Raw genomic sequence first — 15,235 nt, forward strand, 5'->3', positions numbered from 1 at the left:
GGGTTAGGCTTCAGTTAAATTTAAGCGGGCATAGATCACCGGACGGGCCACGCCAATGGTTGCAATCGCGGCCTGCGTCTCGATGCCCTGGGTAAACGTAAAGTGGCTGCGGATCGATTTCGTACGGTTGACCTCTGCGATCACATCGTCGACAAATTCGGCCGTGGCAGACTGGCCGCCGGCGCCGGATAGCGTCATGACCAGGTCGAAGGTGTACGGCTCGCCCATCGGCGTTTTTTGCCACCACTCGCGCAGCAGGATGGAGCCGCCAAAGGCCGCCACCACATCCTTGACTGCCTTGGCCGTTCCCTTCTGACGGTGGATCTTCATGGCATTGCGCACGCGGGCGCGCCGCACCTCTTCCGTCCAGTAGGGTTTCCAGCTATCGACTGACCAGTGCCAGGCCAGCCAGGGCAACAGATTGATATCGATCTTGTCCGGATTGTGCAGTGTGCGCAGCGGAACCGGTACGTCTGAGATTCGCGCCGTGGTCGCTTCCAGCGCCCGCTCCAGCGGCGTGGAATTCGGCGGCAGCAAGGATTTGAATTTCTTGCTCATGCGTTGCCCCAAATGCCGGCGTACTCAATTTGCATGTCTTCGCAATAATGCGCCACCAGCTTGGATATCTCTGGATCTTCGGTCGGCGTACTCAGGATGGCGCGCTCAACGCCTGGAACGACAATGGCGGCGTCGATGCCGGAACGGGTCGGTACGCGGCCAAGCTGGTGCGCTTCCTTGGCATATTTCTGCATGCGCTTGATAGCTTCGGCCAGGACCACGGTCGGATCTGGGCCGGAGAAGCTGTACAGCTTGGCGCGCACCTGGTAGCGGACAATTTGCGCGGCTCGGACTTCAACATAGTCGGTCAGCGGGCGAATGCCATCTTGTGCCATGCGAGTGGCGACAATATCCAGCAGCTCCTGCGACGGCGTGCCGTCGCCCTCATGCGACAGAATCGTGACGATAACCTTGCCTGGCGTTGGGCTGGTGGCCGTCGCATTGCGCACGCGGCCGTTCGCACTCAGGGCGTGGAAAATATAAGCGCCTTCTGGTCCAGCGACGGACATACCTTGCGGTGCCAACTGGATGCGCCGGCGGTAGTCTTCGTCCGCCTCCATGGCGGCAGCCGTTCCCTTGTCTGGATCTGCCGGCCAGATCTCCAAGCGCGGGACATCCATGTTGGCGCCGATCTGGTCCAGGTCGGTGCCCATCGCGTAAGCCAGCATCAGGGCGCGCGCGGCTTCGTTGATGCGTTGACGCAGTTTCAGCTCGCGGTAGGCGCCCAGTTGCACCACCTTAATGGCAGGATCGGATTCGGTCAGTTCGTCCAGATCCACGCCTTGCGCTTCCAGGTCAACCAGGTGTGCGGCCAGGATGGTTTCGTAGTCCAGCGGCTCAATGACATTCGGCGCCGGCAGTTGCGACAGATCGATAGCGGCGCTCATGATGCAGCCCCAGGGCCAACAGGCACATCCAGTTGGACGCTCTGTTCATTGGTGACGCCGTCCAGGAGCAACGCGGCCTGTCCATCAGCGCCACGTTGTAACTGCACGCCAGTCAAGGCAATGCGGCGTTCCCAGCGCAGGACAGCGTAAGCGGTCGCGGCATAGATGCGCAGGACCGTGGCGCCGTTCAGCGGCTGGTCGATCAGCTCCGGTACTTCGGAACCATAGTCGCGGCGCATGACGCGGGAACCGATGGGCGTCGTGAGGATGTCGGCCAGGGATTGGCGAATGTGGGCCAGCCGCGTCATGCTGCGGCCTGTACGGGCATTCATCATTTCGGGCCACCTGACTCTTCTTCGCCCTTTTTAACGCCACCGTGCGGGTGTTTTAGCAGGCTGATGGCGCCGGCGAATACGTCGACCGTGGCGCGCATGATCCCCTGGATCACCGCCGCCGGACCACCTTCCTTGCCGGCCTGGACGTTCATGCCCGCATTCAAGGCTGACATACCGTTGACAGTCAGGTTCTGGTTGACGACAAGATTCTTTTGCACCAGCAGGTTGCCGGTGCATTCCGTATCTTCGGCATTGGAGGTGACTTTGCTGGGCGCCAGGGTGACGCTGGTGCCGTCCGCCAGCGTGGCCGTTAAGGTATGCGCGGCGCTGTCGTACTGGACGACCGTCCCATCCTTGTAGCGGGTTGTGTGGTGTGCTGGGTCGGTTGACGGCGATGTGTATTTGTCGGAATAGAGCGCCGGCAAGATCGTGGCTTTGGTGAGTTCGCCCTCGGGCGATAGCACGATGACCTGTTCGCCCACGGAAGGTGGGAACCAGGTCTGTGCATCGCCTGCGCGGCTGGTGCTCCAGGGGCGCCAGTCGGTATCGTTCTTGCCGACCTTGACGCGCACGCGCTGGGTGTCGTAATCGATCTCGGCAATGGTGCCGATCTGGATCAGATTCAGGATTAAACGCAGCAGTTCGGAGTAGTCAGCAGTCATGCGTTGCATGTTGCCGGGTTGCCGGAATCGGCGCACCTGGTAGCGGGTTGATATCCGCGTTACCAACTGCCAAGGGATGTTTTGTTACAGGGGCGCGTACGGTGTCGGTCTGGAAAAAGAACGAGATGACACGAGCTATCGTTTCAAAATGGGTGGCGCTGGCCAACCGCAATCAAGCTTGCTTGAAACGTGTAATCAGTTCTTTACTGCAGCCGTCGCGGGAGTTGCGGCGAAAATGAAAAAGCATGAACAGCGATCCATGTCTGGTCGCTTTCGCCGCATGAAACCCATGCGAACCTGAGGTCAGGCCGCGCCACGGTAAGAACTCCGATCTGGTGCAAGCCGCTGCGGGCCTTGCGATTGGGAAGTCAGTTTGGGTCTCTGCGATTCGGCGACACTCTCTACGCCATGGACGGCAATCGCTTCGAGGAAGCTCAGGACATTGCGATAATAGTCGACTCGCATTTCCGCTTCCAGCAATTGCCTTTCTGATTGATACAACGCAAGGCGCGTATCGCGGAATTCACTTTCAGCCAATTTTTCCGGCGTCAGAATATATTTGATCGCCAATTTGTTAAACCATCCCATGTCGTCACCTCTTTTTTTTGTGTGGAGACGATTTGATATTAAATCGTTTTTGGCAAAAAAAGCTAGCAAAAAAACCAACGATTGGAATCGTTTAACTATGCTGTTGCGCTATTCCCACGCGATTATTTACGTAAAACAACAATGCATCAATAGTCAGAAAATACAAAGTGATTAAAAACAAGATGTGCTTCAAATCGGCCGGGATGATGGCCGCCCAATGCGAATCGATGAGCAGTCGGCAGCACGCATGGTCAGCCGCGAATTAGCGATTGCCAACTGGAAAGCAGATGTAGTGACGCAACTTTTTTTAACCTTTAGAAGAAAAGAACTGACAAGTGATTTCACATTGTTGCGCACTCGTTATTCGTTTCTGGTGAGCTCAAAATATATTTCTCAAAATTGGCTTTTATTAATGAAATGTGTTGTCAGATTTCCTAATATTGAAATCACTCTCGCACGGGTTTATAAAAACACATATCAATGCCGCGCAGAATTGGGTTGCTCCCAGCCATATTTACCGTAGGGGAATTCAATGAAATTCGACAGTATGACAATGGCCGCCGAAGGCCCGGTGGCAGCAGATGTTCCGCAGGACGGAAATGCTTCAATAGACATGACGACGTTTGCGCCATTTTTTCTTATTGATGGTAGCTGCAAAGCACTAGTCTTGTTTGAGGTAAATTTTAGAGAGAAAGCGTACATATTCAAGGAACGCGCAGAGGAGGGTTGGACCGGCAACGGGCTTGACTGGAACTCTGTTGCACAATTGGTCATTGCGGAGCGTTTGCCAAAATTGGCCGATCAATTCAAGTACGATTCTAACGTCGGTTTTTTTTACGTTTCCGGAACCATAGCGAGTTTGACGTTGCTGGGTTACACATTGAAAATTGCTTTCGATGATGATCACGTTCTCAGAGATATTCTGTTTCGTGCCAAATTGCATGATAGTGGTCGTGGTGGCGCAACAGAGAATCTCGGATCTACATCTGCTCAGTTGCGCTAAAATCAAGCAAAGGCCGGTCCGAATAGCGTTATTCAGTCCAGCCTTTTGCCATCCTGTTAGCTGCAATCCATGCCGGCTTTCGGAAAACGTAATTTTCGTCCGTTAGGTGAAACTGTTTGAATTGTGACCACTCATCCCCGAACAAAGCAACGCACTTGATGGATAGCTTTTAGACAGATAATTCGATCGTTTCGCGACGGTCATTCATTCAATGCTGGGGCGGATCGAGGAAATCATCATGAGCAGAACTTATCTTATTGAAACCGCGAATGCGGCTTTTACACTCATCATCACAGGGACGCAACCCACGGGCCCCTACAGTGCAACATATGTTGGGACTGCTGAAAGAGTTGACTTGCCATGGGTAGACGACATCGGGCCAGAAAAAACGAAGCTTGATGGTGCGGCGGAAGGCGTCGATTTCGACGCGCTCGTTGCCATGTGTCATCGGGAAATTACCAGGCGCGGCGGCGAGATCATCCGCATTGAAGACATCTCTGACGGCAGTGGACTATAAGCTCTCACATTGTATGTAGCGTAAATAGCGCGTCGCGAATCAATGCCTGTCTGTAGAGCTGAAATCCACCAGGAGACGTGTTGGATAGCAATACACCGGCTTTTTCCGTGTCCATCAATCCTTGTGAGAAATTACAAAAATAGCCCGGCGACGCGGTTAGTGATAGCTTTAGTCAAGCCCTGTGCCGATTGCCCTGCAAGTATGGACAAGGCCCAGTCACTGGCGATAGCGCTAACATAGATCAATTGAAGATTTCCACTAATCACGGCCTGAGCTGTCACGTTTGACAGTTGAAAAGTTACCGTAAATCTCGTCTCATTGACCCCTGGTATTCTCTATCTATTTTTGAAAAGAAAAGGTCATGACAGCAGACTCTTGGGGGGTGACATTTTCCAGGACGCCGATTGTGAAAATCGTCGATATTAGTCACCACACCATCACTGTCATATGGTCGGCTCCCGCCTCAAATCGACCGATTACAGATTATCAATTCGCAGTCAGAAAAGGCTATCCCAACGGCCTGAAATTACCGATCGACCTACTACCTAGCCCTGGTCATCCTCCCCCCTATCGGCACGAAATCCATTCTCTTACTTCAAACACGTTCTACTACATCCAAGTACGGGGAGTCGATGTGGATGGCGATGCAAGTCATTGGTCAACGCAGAAAGTGTGCAAAACACTTTAACGCATGCGCTTTTACAACCCCAATCGCGGCGTGATATTGACGTTCGAGATACTTAAGTAATCGCAGGATATTGATACGCGAAAAATTAAACAATCAAAATATTTTCACGTTAAGGAAACAATGAAATTGCTCAAGCACACCGGAAAACTTCGCGACGATCAGTGGGATAAAGTGGCACATATCCTGTCGACAGCGACGAGGTTAAATTTAACGAAACATGACTATCGTGCTTTTGTTGAGGCCGTCTTGTGGGTCATCTTGAATAACAAATATTGGGCCGATATGCCAACGCATTTCGGAAGCATCAAAAGTATTTATACACGTTTTTATCGGTGGAACGAAAGTGCGATGTGGCAGCTGTTGGCACGACGCTCAGAGGGTGATCGAGAATTGCATCAGATGCTGACGCGGATTAATGAACGTTGCGATTTTCTGAATAGGCGAAGAGAACGTCGATCACAAGACCTGATGGCGATTCTGCAAAACACTACCGTTCTCTCTACAAATTACCCAAATGGCGTAATAGTGCATCGCGAATCAACGCCTGATCAGTCGCACTAAAACCGAGTAAAGGCCGGGCCGGATAACGATATGCAGGCCCTTTTTTTGCGACCTTGTCGGTCAATCCCTCCTGGTGCACTCGCGCAATCCGCGCCACGCGCCCAAAAAAACCGACCGATAGCTGGTTTTCGTCCTGCTCGATTTTGAGATTTTTTAGCGTGCGGATCTTCTCAAACATCGCGGCTTTCTGTCGTTTGATTCTTCCCTTTTTGCCCCGTAGATTCTTGCGCTGCTTGCGCGCTGCATAAGGTGTGCCGTCCGGCGCCTGCTGGCTGGCGATGCGTTGCGCCTGGCTGCGGCGCAAGTCCTGGGCAATCCTGCGCGTGACGACGCGGCGCTGGCCGGGTTGGATCTGGGCCAGCAGTGTGCCGGCCCAGGCTTCCAGGGCGTGCAGATCGTCGTTCATTCGGGATTAGCTGGCGTCTGCCATTCGGCCAGCAGCGCGTCGCCCGCATAGGCTTGCCAGAATTCAGCGGTATATGCCGGAGTGCGTTGCGGTTCGGCCAGGTGTAAGACCTCCAGCCGGCCGGCGCCGGCTGGCTTCACTATCACGCGCTCGGTTAGCGCCAGCGTGATCGCCAGGTCTATCGATGTGTGGTTGTTGTAATCCACATCAAAACCGATGCCGGTCTTGCGCAGCTCGGCATTGTCCAGCAAGTCGCGCTGGTGCACCTGGACCCAGGCCAGCAATGGGACCATGATGGCATCCTCGCTGCCGCTGTAGTCGGTGATGATGATGTTCAGCTTATAGCGATACTCAAACGACAGGGAAGCGGTGCCGGTCGCCACGGTGTTGCCACCCTCCGCAAAGATCAGCAGTTTATCGGGGTTCTGCTGCAATTCGGCGCTGGCGGCCGTCAGGTGCGCCCTAAGGCTTTTGGGCTTGTACACGTTCGGCATCCTCCTGACAATCAACTGCGGCGTCTACCTGGGCCGCACAAACGCCCCACGCAGCTTCTGCGCGCTCCAGGGCGAAAAGCAACGCGCCGTTAGTCCTGGGTGCCGTCGCCGGCAGTTGGCAGCGGGTCACTGCTGGACAGGCGTTGATGGTAAGCGTCGGCGCCGGTGATGGCGGGATGCTCCCGCAGGCGGGCAACAGCGTCAGGCAAAGGAGTATCGGCCCAAGTGCGTATCGTTGGATCATCATGTAGAAGGCTTTCAATCAGGTTTTCTCGTTCAGTAAGGGTGGCGGCGATGCTGTCACGCGACGCTTCCAGCTTGGCGGCGGCCTGCTTGTTCCTGGTCGCCGCTTGCATCAGAGCCTTGAGCGTGTCGTCGCGGTCGCGTGTGACCTGTTCGGCATGGTCGGCTCGCTCCTTTGCAGCTTTCAGGCCGTTGTATTGCACATAGATGACTAAGCCCATCGCACCGACAAGTAGAGCCGAGATCAGGCTTTTAGCGATCAATTCCATAGGCCGACCCGAGTTCCGCGGCTGTCGATGGTCAGCACATGGCGGCGCGGGGTCCTGCCCTCGACCGCAATGCCCAGGTGTACCCACACCGCACCGCCGACGCGCTCATAGATCAGCTGGTCGAATTGCAGATAGGATTTTTCCAGCGCCTGGCCGATCTCCATCGGTGTACCAAATGCCGGCGCCGTAAAGTCGCATGCCAGGCCGTCCAGGTGTGCGCTGTTGCCAGCACCACCGACTGCCCGGTTCAACGCCTGGCAGCGGTAGCCGCTGGAAATGATGATTGCCGCGCCGCCCAGCTCCAGGCGCACCAGTTCGGTGAATTTCGCCAGGCGCCGCAGGTTGGCAATGACGGCCGGCGCCGGCGTGTTGTCGATAGAGAGGGACCGCGCCTTGTCGCTGCGCGTGAATTCTTGCAAGGTGAAATGTTCGGTCAATGGTGTGGCTGTTGTCATTCGATACCTCTGATGATGTTGGCGACGTTGCCCTGGGCGCGGTGCACCAGGTAACACAAAGTTAAAGCGATGCCGGCTTCCCCGAAGGAGGCGCGGCCATGGTCGAGCAGGATCTCCAGGGCGCTGGTGCCGCTGGCAACAATCAGCAGCCAGGCCACCAGGGAGATGTGTAAGCGGTGATTCGCCAGGCCGCGCCGGTAGCACAGCAGCCGCAGGCAGGTGCTGGCGTAGGAAAGCAGTGCCAGCAAGGTCAAATATTTAGTCATGGCCGCCACCTTTGCGCAGCCAGGCCGGCAGCTCGATGGTTTTAATCAGGTCGATGCCGTGCAGCGTCAGGGCAATGGCCGCCGCTGACGCGAAGAAGGCCGCCACGCCCGATTGCTTCAACGGCGTATTGCTGATGACCTCGGGCGCGGCCAGGTATCCAATTGCCAGGGAAATGACCATGTAGGCCAGGCGTTGCAGGACCGGCAGGTTCTTGCTGGAGATCGCCACCAGCGTGGCGCCGGCGAAAGCGCCGATCAGCGCATTACCGTCAATGCCGGGGAACAGCGTCGACAAACCGATGCCGGCGGCGCTGGTGACGACCAGGGTGGTGGTGCTGGGTTCTGCCATAGGGTGTTGCTCCATTTTCAATCCCAGAGGTTGACGACCTGGGCGGTTTTAGTAGGGGTTGCGGTAGGTTCTGGCAGGGTTACTAGGAGGCCGTGCGGCAAGACCGGCCCCAGGTCGGCCAGGCCGGGATTGAGTTCTAGCGCCGCCTCGACCACGTTGGCGGTGGCGCCCAGATGACGCCAGCACAGCAGATCCAGCGTGTCATGCTGTTGGGCGCGTACTCGCATCAGATCAGCTCGACCGTCATGTGGGACCGGCCAACAATGTCGGCAATCGCCCAATGGGCGTTACGGCGCTGTTCGGCAGGAGCGTTGTCCAGCGCCTCCATCATCTTCTTGTCGGACATGGAAGAGGCAGTGCTGTCGAAGTCGCGGTAGCGCTCGGTAAGATCGGCCTTGGCCCAGCAATAGACGGCGCGCCGGTAGTGGGCAATGTTGACGCTCTCACGATTGATCCGGTCCGCCGGTACGGCGGCCAGCGAGGCGAAGCCGGCGGCAATTTTCCCCAGCTTCCAGTCGCGCAGCTCGGCGTTGACGTGCAGGACGGCGGCCACAATCGCCTGTGTTAGTCGCGGGCTGGTGACAGTGCCGTCCAGGCGCATATTGTCGCGCACGTCCTGCAAGACGATGTCGGGGTAGAAGCCGTCGTTTTCCACGCTGCCGGCTTCCGGCAAGCTGACAGCACCGCCGGCAGAGGGCGGGGCGAAGGCAATAAAGCTCATATAGTGAAAAATCTTTCGTCATAAACCGGCGGTGGGCGGGCGTCAGAAAGAAATCGCAATGATTCGATCATCGACCCGCGCCGCCGTGCGCCAGGGGGTGCTCGTTTAGCCGGGAACGGCTTTAATAATGCGGGCGCGCAAGCGATCCATCGTTTGCTTGACACCGACGCCAGGGAACAAGGCCACGGCCCGCTCCATCAGCGCGTGGGCCGCTTCTGCCTGCGGTAGCTGTGACGCCCTCAATAGATCGTCGCCGGGTTGGTCGAGGACGGCCAGCATGGCGTAAGCATTGGCTTTCAACAGCTTGGCGCGTGCCTGGTCCGGTGCGTCGCAGTGTTCGGTCAGTTGCTGCACCTGAGTCAACATTTCGATAGCGAGAGTGGGATCGCCGGCCAGCTTGCCCTTGAGGAAAGCGGCAGAAAACTCATCCAGCAGCATCGTCGGGATGTCGCGGTTGAACTGGTCCGGCAAGGACAGCTTATGCTGCATAGCATAGCGCGCCATCTCGACCGCTCGCGCATATTCGCCACAGTCGATATGCCACACCAGGAGCGCGGTAAATACATCGTCCTGGCCGCCGTTACCTTTTGCCAGCACGCCGTCAATCCAGTCCTGGTACTCCGGCAGCAAGGTGGCTTTCACTTCGATCTTGCGTTCCATCGACTGAATGTTGCTCAAGCTGCGGCGGTCATTCGCCAGCTTGTAGAGCATCATCTCGTAGGCGCTGCCATGCGTCATACCGCCCGGTTGGGCTTCGGCGGCGGCACGCTCGGCGAGGATGCGCGCCTTGTGGCGCTGGGCGGGAGAAAGGTCCGCCATCTCAGGCCACCAACTGGATATTTTCGACCATAGCACCCAGGCCGTAATCCTCGATTACATACGCATCATTGGACGATTCGTAGTTTTCGATACGATCTCTCTTGGCTTCATCGACCACGCGACGGCGGCGGCCACCTTCTTGCCAGTAGATCGACAGGTTGTCGAAACGGGTGATCAGGATCGCATTGTCCGGGAAGTAGGGGACCGTCACCGCTTGCAAGCCGCCTATTCTCTTCTGGCTGATGACGATGTCGGCGGCCAGGGTCTCGGTCGGCGCCTGCTTGGTGTTCACCAGCGGGAAATATTTGTCATGCAATAGCGCCCGGCCTACGATGGCCACTAGGCCGCTGTCTTTCTGATACCAGGGATCGAGCAGGTTGATGGCGTCGAACACGGTGGCGTCCAGATTGGCGTAGTCGCCACCGGTGCCGATGACTACCTTACCGGCGGTCTTACCCTCATGCAGCACGCGCTGCGGCGCTTGCCGGCGGTAGTGTTCCAGCCAACCGATGTTGACATCCTCCAGCATGGGATTCTTGAGGATGTCGGTATCGGCGGCGACGCTGGTCCCATGAAAACCGATCACCATGCGGTCCAGCGACTGCCGTTGCAGGATGTTGTTGGCAATACGCTGCTGGAAATCGGGGAATTTCGCCCAGGCATCGAGCTTGGCGTAGCCGATATGGGTATCGAAATTCGTTTTTTCGCAGCGGTAGCGTTGGTTGTCCATCGTGGTCAGATCGCGGGTCTTGCGGTCGGCCTTATCGGTGTTGGTACGGCTGGCAATGGGACCGGAAATACCCAAGCCTAGCTTTTCGCTTTCCAATTCGGTTACGCCGATAATATTGACGCTTTTGAGGAAGTCGCTCGATTCCTGCATCTTGGTTTCCAGTTTCTGCTGGATGCTCGGATCGACGCCGAAGACTTGGGCAACGCTGGCGGTGTCGTTCAGCTGCGCCAGGCGGGCGGTGTATTTGTCGAAGGCGACGCGGGTATTTTTTTTCATGCGGGTGACTCCTGTTTGTATGGGGCGGTGATCGGTTTGGTGCTGACTGGCAGGCGCTTAGAAATCAGTCTCTGCCATGCCGTCGCCGCCGGTGGCGGCAGGCCGGTGCGTGGGATTCGCATCGGTCGATTCGACGTGTTGCTTGAATGCCGCGAAGTCTTCGGTCGTTTGCTTCAGGGCCGCTTCTAGCGCATCAATGCGGGTCTTTTCTGTTGTGAACTGGTCGGCGCTGTAAATGGCATGGGTCGCCAAGGTTTCGACGGTGTCGTTCAGCTCGGTGAAGCGCGCATCGTCGCTAGTGGTCTTGGTAGAAAAGCGTTTCAACAGGTTTTTGAGGGTGTCGGACAATTTGATTCCTTCGGTTTCAGGTTGGAGAATTTCCTCGAATTCCAGGGTTGTTTCTTCTGCCACCGTGAACAGGTTGCCGGTGTTCTTGGTGGCGAACGATAAGACCTCAGTGCCAAGGCTGGCGGGGCTGTCGGTGACGGCCAGGCCGACCAGGTAGGCTTCGCCGGTGTCGGAGAATTTCGGATTGATTTCGATGCTGGTGTAGATTTTTTGGCGCGCCTTGTTCATGGCGACCAGCTCCGGCGTGGGCGAGATCTGCGCATACAACGCCAGCTTCTTGACGCCGCCCAGCTCGACTTCCTCGGCTTTGACTGCCGTTACATCGCCATAGGCTTTAAAGGCGCCATCGGCCCAGGTGCTGCGCAGGTGCTCGACCCAGATGCGGGCGCCATAAACCTGCGGATCAAAATTTGCGGCCATCTGTTCGATGAAAGCGCGGTTGATGACACGACCGTCAGTGGTGGCGCCTTCGACGGCGACGCGGAAGAATTTCGATTTTGTTGGTGCGGTGGTAGTCGGCTTTGCCATGGTGTCGGTATTAGGGAAGTTCGAATACCGCCATGGTCGGCGTTGCTGCGCGTAGAAACAATCGGCGGCGGGTTGATAACAGTCTTACCGACTTTCCGACAGAGGCTTTTACAGGCGTTGCCCTCTACGCTTGCGGCATGTTAATCAAACCTGTCCAATCCAAACCAGCAAAACGCAGTGCCACGCGCGCGCCAGGCACGCTGGCAAAGCTTGCTACTGTCTCCAATGACCCCGCCGCCATGCGCGACGCCGCCCGCAGCCTATACTGGCAGGGCTGGCGTATCTCTTCCATTGCCAAACATCTGAAGATCAAACGCAGCACCGTCGCCAGTTGGAAAGAGCGCGACAAATGGCACTTGTCCACGGCGATCGATCGCGTGGAAGGACAGATCGAAGCGCGCATGGTCCAACTGGTCGGCAAGGAGGTCAAGACCGGTAGCGACTTCAAGGAAATCGACCTACTCACGCGCTCCCTGGTGCAGATGTCGCGCAAGCGCCGGTATGACGGCGGCGGTAATGAGGCGGATCTCAATCCGAACCTGGACAAGCGCAACGCAGGGCCAAAGAAGAAGCCGACCCGCAACGAATTTAGCGAAGAACAGCAAAGCCAGCTACTGGATGCCTTCCGTGATTCGCTGTTCGACTATCAGAAAGTATGGCATCGCAACGGCCACGAGCGCACGCGCATCATTCTGAAATCGCGCCAGATTGGCGCGACCTGGTATTTTGCCCGCGAGGCGCTGGCCGACGCGCTGGCGACCGGCCGCAATCAGATTTTCCTGTCAGCGTCGAAGGCGCAGGCGCACGTATTTAAGCAGTACATCGTGCAATTCGCCAAGGAAGCCGCCGGCGTGGAGCTTTCCGGCGACCCGATTGTGCTGCCGAACGGCGCGCACCTGTATTTCCTGGGGACCAGCGCCAGGACCGCCCAGGGCTATCACGGTAATTTCTACTTTGACGAATTCTTCTGGACCCACAATTTTACCGAGCTGAACAAAGTAGCGTCCGGTATGGCGATACAGGCGAAGTGGCGTAAAACCTATTTCTCGACGCCGTCATCGATCAATCACCAGGCGTACCCGTTCTGGGCAGGGAAGGAGTTTAGCGACCGGCTACAGAAGGCCAAAAAGGCCAAGATCGACATCTCGCATTTAAAGCTGTCGAGCGGTTTTACGGGCGAGGACAAGATCTGGCGTCAGATCGTCACGATTCTGGACGCTGAAGCCGGCGGCTGCAATCTATTCGACCTCGACCATCTGCGCGACTACGAATACAGCCCCGACCAGTTCGACAATCTGCTGATGTGTAATTTTATCGATGACAACCAGTCGATATTTCCACAAGCGGAATTACAGCGCTGCATGGTCGATTCCTGGGAGGTATGGGACGACGTCAAACAATTTGCGGCGCGTCCGTTTGGCTATCGCCCGGTCTGGATAGGTTACGACCCCTCGTTGTCCGGCGACAGCGCTGGCTGCGTGGTGCTGGCGCCGCCGCTGGTGGCCGGTGGCAAGTTCCGCGTGCTGGAGCGTCACCAGTGGCGCGGCATGGACTTTGCCGCGCAAGCCGAATCCATCCGGCAAATGACATTGCGCTACCAGGTCGAGTACATCGGCATCGATACCACCGGCATGGGGATCGGCGTATTTCCCATCGTAAAGCAGTTTTTTCCGAATGCCACCGCCATCAACTATTCACCCGAAGTCAAGACCCGCATGGTCTTGAAGGCCAAGGACGTCATCAGCAAGGGCCGTCTCGAATTCGACGCCGGCGCCACGGACCTGTCGGCGGCCTTCATGGCAATCCGCAAAACCTTAACGGCTAGTGGCCGGCAAGTCACCTATGACGCAGGCCGCACCGCCGAGACAGGCCACGCCGACTTGGCCTGGGCCTGCATGCACGCGCTCGATCACGAACCGATTGAGGGCGTCTCTGAAAACACCCAATCCTTTATGGAGATTTACACATCGTGAAGAAACAACGCTTTAAACATGCACGGCAGCACGCGGCAGCGCCGCCAGCGGCAACACCCCAGGCCGCGCCGGCGCCCGCCATGGAAGCCTTTACCTTTGGCGATCCGACGCCGGTGCTGGACCACGCCGACATTATGGAAAACCTGGAATGCTGGCTCAACGGCAAGTGGTACGAACCGCCGGTCAGTTTCCAGGGGCTGACAAAATCGTTTCACGCCAGCGTCCACCACAGCAGCGCCATCTATTTTAAAACCAACATTCTGACCTCGACCTATGTGCCGAACAAGGTGCTGTCGCGGGATGCCTTTAAACGTTTCGCGCTGGATTTCCTGACGTTCGGTAATGGCTATCTGGAAAAGCGCTACAGCCGCACCGGCGTGCTGCTGCAATTGAATCATGCGCTGGCGAAGTACATGCGGCGGGGGCGGAATCTGGATTGCTATTTCTTCATGAATGGCTGGCAGCAGGAACATGCGTTCGACAAGGGGGCCATCTTCCACCTGATGGACCCGGATCTGAACCAGGAGGTGTACGGCGTGCCGCAATACCTGTCCGCCTTGCAGTCGGCCTGGCTGAACGAGGCGGCCACGCTGTTTCGGCGCAAGTACTACAAGAACGGCTCACACGCCGGTTTCGTTTTTTACATGACCGATCCGGCCGCCAACGTGAAGGACGTTGATAACTTGCGCCAGGCCATGCGCGAGAGTAAGGGACCGGGGAATTTCCGCAACCTGTTCATGTATGCGCCGAACGGGAAGAAAGACGGTATCCAGATTCTGCCTGTCTCGGACGTGGCCGCGAAAGATGAGTTCTACAACATCAAGGGCGTGACCCGCGACGACGTGCTGGCCGCGCACCGCGTGCCGCCGCAACTGATGGGGATCATGCCGAACAACACCGGCGGCTTTGGCGCGATTGAGCCGGCGGCGCGGGTGTTTGTGCGTAACGAGCTGGTGCCGCTGCAAACGCAGTTCCTGGCACTGAATGACTGGCTAGGCCAGGAGGTAGTGAAATTTGATGAATACACATTAGGGAATATGGAAGGGAAACAAGTATGAGAGATGTAGCCGACCGCGCCGAGTGGCGCATTGCCAAGGACATCGAAGTAGCCATGGCGCATGCGCGCCGCATCCCCCAGCTGGAAGCGGACGGGCGCTGCCATTACTGCGATGAGCATATCGCCCATGGCTTGCTATTTTGCAATACCGATTGCCGCGATGACTACCAAGAGGAACAGGCCGCATTACGGCGCGCGGGACGCTAACGCCCCATCATCATGTCCTTGCTATCTGGACAATAACATCCTATGTTGATAGTGCTTCTTCGTTATTCCTTCGGTAATACTGCAAGCCCGCTCTCGCACGATTAGCGGGCTTTTTTTGTGCGAACCGCTCCACCCCGTAGTCATGGCATTACGGCAGCACCTGCATCGTCTCAAGCCGCTTCACGCGGCTTTTTTAACGCCCTGACATTATTGCCTTGGCATGAAAAAGGTGTCGATCAGGACCCTTTGCGCGCAGTCCCCCACCACGCCTGCCCGCCCCGTTAAATGTATTGGT

Annotated in this window: 25 protein-coding genes; 8 read left to right on the plus strand and 17 right to left on the minus strand. The window is 56.8% G+C overall.

Going from position 1 to position 15,235, the window contains the following annotated elements; genetic code table 11:
• Positions 1-3 precede the first annotated feature (3 nt).
• The 5 genes from BCF11_RS16985 to BCF11_RS17010 form a co-directional block, all read right to left on the minus strand.
• Positions 4-558 carry a phage tail protein I gene (locus tag BCF11_RS16985; protein WP_098495786.1) on the minus strand — a complete coding sequence of 185 codons (555 nt, stop codon included), beginning with the start codon at positions 556-558 and terminating at the stop codon, positions 4-6.
• Positions 555-1,445 carry a baseplate J/gp47 family protein gene (locus tag BCF11_RS16990; protein ID WP_098495787.1) on the minus strand — a complete coding sequence of 297 codons (891 nt, stop codon included), beginning with the start codon at positions 1,443-1,445 and terminating at the stop codon, positions 555-557. The genes BCF11_RS16985 and BCF11_RS16990 overlap by 4 nt, the downstream gene beginning before the upstream one ends.
• Positions 1,442-1,780 carry a GPW/gp25 family protein gene (locus BCF11_RS16995; protein WP_369827775.1) on the minus strand — a complete coding sequence of 113 codons (339 nt, stop codon included), beginning with the start codon at positions 1,778-1,780 and terminating at the stop codon, positions 1,442-1,444. Before BCF11_RS16995 ends, BCF11_RS16990 begins: the two co-directional genes overlap by 4 nt.
• The gene (locus BCF11_RS17000) at positions 1,777-2,451 is read right to left on the minus strand and encodes a phage baseplate assembly protein V (RefSeq protein ID WP_098495788.1); all 675 of its coding nucleotides are present in this window, start codon (positions 2,449-2,451) and stop codon (positions 1,777-1,779) included. The genes BCF11_RS16995 and BCF11_RS17000 overlap by 4 nt, the downstream gene beginning before the upstream one ends.
• 294 nt (positions 2,452-2,745) lie before the next feature.
• Positions 2,746-3,030, minus strand: a complete 285-nt coding sequence (locus tag BCF11_RS17010; protein ID WP_098495790.1) for a hypothetical protein — start codon at positions 3,028-3,030, stop codon at positions 2,746-2,748.
• Between the two features lie 217 nt (positions 3,031-3,247).
• Between BCF11_RS17010 and BCF11_RS27630 the strand changes: the two genes are divergently transcribed.
• The 5 genes from BCF11_RS27630 to BCF11_RS28655 all read left to right on the plus strand — a co-directional run bounded on the left by BCF11_RS27630 (position 3,248) and on the right by BCF11_RS28655 (position 5,799).
• Positions 3,248-3,553, plus strand: coding sequence for a hypothetical protein (locus tag BCF11_RS27630; RefSeq protein WP_143751359.1), 306 nt, complete (start codon positions 3,248-3,250; stop codon positions 3,551-3,553).
• A gap of 9 nt (positions 3,554-3,562) precedes the next feature.
• Positions 3,563-4,033, plus strand: a complete 471-nt coding sequence (locus tag BCF11_RS17015; RefSeq protein ID WP_098495791.1) for an Imm51 family immunity protein — start codon at positions 3,563-3,565, stop codon at positions 4,031-4,033.
• 238 nt (positions 4,034-4,271) lie between these two features.
• Complete coding sequence (locus BCF11_RS17020) at positions 4,272-4,550, plus strand: hypothetical protein (RefSeq protein WP_143751360.1); 279 nt, start codon at positions 4,272-4,274, stop codon at positions 4,548-4,550.
• 361 nt (positions 4,551-4,911) lie between these two features.
• Positions 4,912-5,238: a fibronectin type III domain-containing protein gene (locus BCF11_RS28650; RefSeq protein WP_098495793.1), complete on the plus strand. Its 327-nt coding sequence runs from the start codon at positions 4,912-4,914 to the stop codon at positions 5,236-5,238.
• A 120-nt stretch (positions 5,239-5,358) separates the two neighbouring features.
• Positions 5,359-5,799, plus strand: a complete 441-nt coding sequence (locus tag BCF11_RS28655; RefSeq protein WP_098495794.1) for a transposase — start codon at positions 5,359-5,361, stop codon at positions 5,797-5,799.
• Here BCF11_RS28655 and BCF11_RS17035 read toward each other — a convergent pair.
• From BCF11_RS17035 to BCF11_RS17085, 12 genes are all read right to left on the minus strand, one after another.
• A complete protein-coding gene (locus BCF11_RS17035; RefSeq protein ID WP_098495795.1) occupies positions 5,738-6,205 on the minus strand; it encodes a phage virion morphogenesis protein in 468 nt (155 codons plus the stop codon). The genes BCF11_RS28655 and BCF11_RS17035 overlap by 62 nt on opposite strands.
• Entirely contained in the window at positions 6,202-6,690 is a 489-nt protein-coding gene (locus BCF11_RS17040) for a phage tail protein (protein ID WP_098497544.1), read from the minus strand. The genes BCF11_RS17035 and BCF11_RS17040 overlap by 4 nt, the downstream gene beginning before the upstream one ends.
• Positions 6,668-6,895, minus strand: coding sequence for an Rz1-like lysis system protein LysC (lysC, locus tag BCF11_RS28350; RefSeq protein ID WP_233212515.1), 228 nt, complete (start codon positions 6,893-6,895; stop codon positions 6,668-6,670). The genes BCF11_RS17040 and lysC overlap by 23 nt, the downstream gene beginning before the upstream one ends.
• Entirely contained in the window at positions 6,789-7,211 is a 423-nt protein-coding gene (gene lysB, locus BCF11_RS17045) for an Rz-like lysis system protein LysB (RefSeq protein ID WP_098495796.1), read from the minus strand. The genes lysC and lysB overlap by 107 nt, the downstream gene beginning before the upstream one ends.
• Complete coding sequence (locus BCF11_RS17050) at positions 7,202-7,666, minus strand: D-Ala-D-Ala carboxypeptidase family metallohydrolase (RefSeq protein ID WP_098495797.1); 465 nt, start codon at positions 7,664-7,666, stop codon at positions 7,202-7,204. The genes lysB and BCF11_RS17050 overlap by 10 nt, the downstream gene beginning before the upstream one ends.
• Positions 7,663-7,932, minus strand: a complete 270-nt coding sequence (locus tag BCF11_RS17055; protein WP_098495798.1) for a phage holin family protein — start codon at positions 7,930-7,932, stop codon at positions 7,663-7,665. Before BCF11_RS17055 ends, BCF11_RS17050 begins: the two co-directional genes overlap by 4 nt.
• A complete protein-coding gene (locus BCF11_RS17060; RefSeq protein WP_098495386.1) occupies positions 7,925-8,281 on the minus strand; it encodes a putative holin in 357 nt (118 codons plus the stop codon). Before BCF11_RS17060 ends, BCF11_RS17055 begins: the two co-directional genes overlap by 8 nt.
• Before the next feature lie 17 nt (positions 8,282-8,298).
• Positions 8,299-8,508, minus strand: coding sequence for a tail protein X (locus tag BCF11_RS17065; RefSeq protein ID WP_098495799.1), 210 nt, complete (start codon positions 8,506-8,508; stop codon positions 8,299-8,301).
• Positions 8,508-9,002, minus strand: coding sequence for a head completion/stabilization protein (locus BCF11_RS17070; protein WP_098495800.1), 495 nt, complete (start codon positions 9,000-9,002; stop codon positions 8,508-8,510). The genes BCF11_RS17065 and BCF11_RS17070 overlap by 1 nt, the downstream gene beginning before the upstream one ends.
• A gap of 105 nt (positions 9,003-9,107) precedes the next feature.
• On the minus strand, positions 9,108-9,821 hold the full coding sequence (gene gpM / locus BCF11_RS17075; protein ID WP_098495801.1) for a phage terminase small subunit: 714 nt from the start codon (positions 9,819-9,821) through the stop codon (positions 9,108-9,110).
• A gap of 1 nt (position 9,822) precedes the next feature.
• Positions 9,823-10,827: a phage major capsid protein, P2 family gene (locus tag BCF11_RS17080; protein WP_098495802.1), complete on the minus strand. Its 1,005-nt coding sequence runs from the start codon at positions 10,825-10,827 to the stop codon at positions 9,823-9,825.
• 57 nt (positions 10,828-10,884) lie between these two features.
• The gene (locus BCF11_RS17085; protein WP_098495803.1) at positions 10,885-11,703 is read right to left on the minus strand and encodes a GPO family capsid scaffolding protein; all 819 of its coding nucleotides are present in this window, start codon (positions 11,701-11,703) and stop codon (positions 10,885-10,887) included.
• Positions 11,704-11,942: 239 nt separating this feature from the next.
• Here BCF11_RS17085 and BCF11_RS17090 point away from each other — a divergent pair, with 239 nt between their 5' ends.
• From BCF11_RS17090 to BCF11_RS17100, 3 genes are read left to right on the plus strand one after another with little or no spacing between them, the layout of a single operon-like run.
• A complete protein-coding gene (locus BCF11_RS17090) occupies positions 11,943-13,676 on the plus strand; it encodes a terminase ATPase subunit family protein (protein ID WP_233212684.1) in 1,734 nt (577 codons plus the stop codon).
• On the plus strand, positions 13,673-14,734 hold the full coding sequence (locus tag BCF11_RS17095) for a phage portal protein (RefSeq protein WP_098495805.1): 1,062 nt from the start codon (positions 13,673-13,675) through the stop codon (positions 14,732-14,734). The genes BCF11_RS17090 and BCF11_RS17095 overlap by 4 nt, the downstream gene beginning before the upstream one ends.
• Positions 14,731-14,940: a hypothetical protein gene (locus BCF11_RS17100; protein WP_098495806.1), complete on the plus strand. Its 210-nt coding sequence runs from the start codon at positions 14,731-14,733 to the stop codon at positions 14,938-14,940. The genes BCF11_RS17095 and BCF11_RS17100 overlap by 4 nt, the downstream gene beginning before the upstream one ends.
• Positions 14,941-15,235: the final 295 nt, after the last annotated feature.

It is taken from the genome of Collimonas sp. PA-H2 (genome assembly GCF_002564105.1).
GTDB lineage: Bacteria > Pseudomonadota > Gammaproteobacteria > Burkholderiales > Burkholderiaceae_D > Collimonas.

Coding starts and splice junctions, on each gene's coding strand:
- BCF11_RS17015 (WP_098495791.1), top strand. CDS start 3,563: ATGAAATTCGACAGTATGACAATGGCCGCCGAAGGCCCGGTGGCAGCA.
- BCF11_RS17050 (WP_098495797.1), bottom strand. CDS start 7,666: ATGACAACAGCCACACCATTGACCGAACATTTCACCTTGCAAGAATTC.
- BCF11_RS17035 (WP_098495795.1), bottom strand. CDS start 6,205: ATGAACGACGATCTGCACGCCCTGGAAGCCTGGGCCGGCACACTGCTG.
- BCF11_RS17020 (WP_143751360.1), top strand. CDS start 4,272: ATGAGCAGAACTTATCTTATTGAAACCGCGAATGCGGCTTTTACACTC.
- BCF11_RS28655 (WP_098495794.1), top strand. CDS start 5,359: ATGAAATTGCTCAAGCACACCGGAAAACTTCGCGACGATCAGTGGGAT.
- lysB (WP_098495796.1), bottom strand. CDS start 7,211: ATGGAATTGATCGCTAAAAGCCTGATCTCGGCTCTACTTGTCGGTGCG.
- BCF11_RS16990 (WP_098495787.1), bottom strand. CDS start 1,445: ATGAGCGCCGCTATCGATCTGTCGCAACTGCCGGCGCCGAATGTCATT.
- BCF11_RS17065 (WP_098495799.1), bottom strand. CDS start 8,508: ATGCGAGTACGCGCCCAACAGCATGACACGCTGGATCTGCTGTGCTGG.
- BCF11_RS27630 (WP_143751359.1), top strand. CDS start 3,248: ATGCGAATCGATGAGCAGTCGGCAGCACGCATGGTCAGCCGCGAATTA.
- gpM (WP_098495801.1), bottom strand. CDS start 9,821: ATGGCGGACCTTTCTCCCGCCCAGCGCCACAAGGCGCGCATCCTCGCC.
- BCF11_RS16995 (WP_369827775.1), bottom strand. CDS start 1,780: ATGATGAATGCCCGTACAGGCCGCAGCATGACGCGGCTGGCCCACATT.
- BCF11_RS17000 (WP_098495788.1), bottom strand. CDS start 2,451: ATGCAACGCATGACTGCTGACTACTCCGAACTGCTGCGTTTAATCCTG.
- BCF11_RS17080 (WP_098495802.1), bottom strand. CDS start 10,827: ATGAAAAAAAATACCCGCGTCGCCTTCGACAAATACACCGCCCGCCTG.
- BCF11_RS17010 (WP_098495790.1), bottom strand. CDS start 3,030: ATGGGATGGTTTAACAAATTGGCGATCAAATATATTCTGACGCCGGAA.
- BCF11_RS28650 (WP_098495793.1), top strand. CDS start 4,912: ATGACAGCAGACTCTTGGGGGGTGACATTTTCCAGGACGCCGATTGTG.
- BCF11_RS17060 (WP_098495386.1), bottom strand. CDS start 8,281: ATGGCAGAACCCAGCACCACCACCCTGGTCGTCACCAGCGCCGCCGGC.
- BCF11_RS17055 (WP_098495798.1), bottom strand. CDS start 7,932: ATGACTAAATATTTGACCTTGCTGGCACTGCTTTCCTACGCCAGCACC.
- BCF11_RS17090 (WP_233212684.1), top strand. CDS start 11,943: ATGCGCGACGCCGCCCGCAGCCTATACTGGCAGGGCTGGCGTATCTCT.
- BCF11_RS17100 (WP_098495806.1), top strand. CDS start 14,731: ATGAGAGATGTAGCCGACCGCGCCGAGTGGCGCATTGCCAAGGACATC.
- BCF11_RS17085 (WP_098495803.1), bottom strand. CDS start 11,703: ATGGCAAAGCCGACTACCACCGCACCAACAAAATCGAAATTCTTCCGC.
- BCF11_RS16985 (WP_098495786.1), bottom strand. CDS start 558: ATGAGCAAGAAATTCAAATCCTTGCTGCCGCCGAATTCCACGCCGCTG.
- BCF11_RS17070 (WP_098495800.1), bottom strand. CDS start 9,002: ATGAGCTTTATTGCCTTCGCCCCGCCCTCTGCCGGCGGTGCTGTCAGC.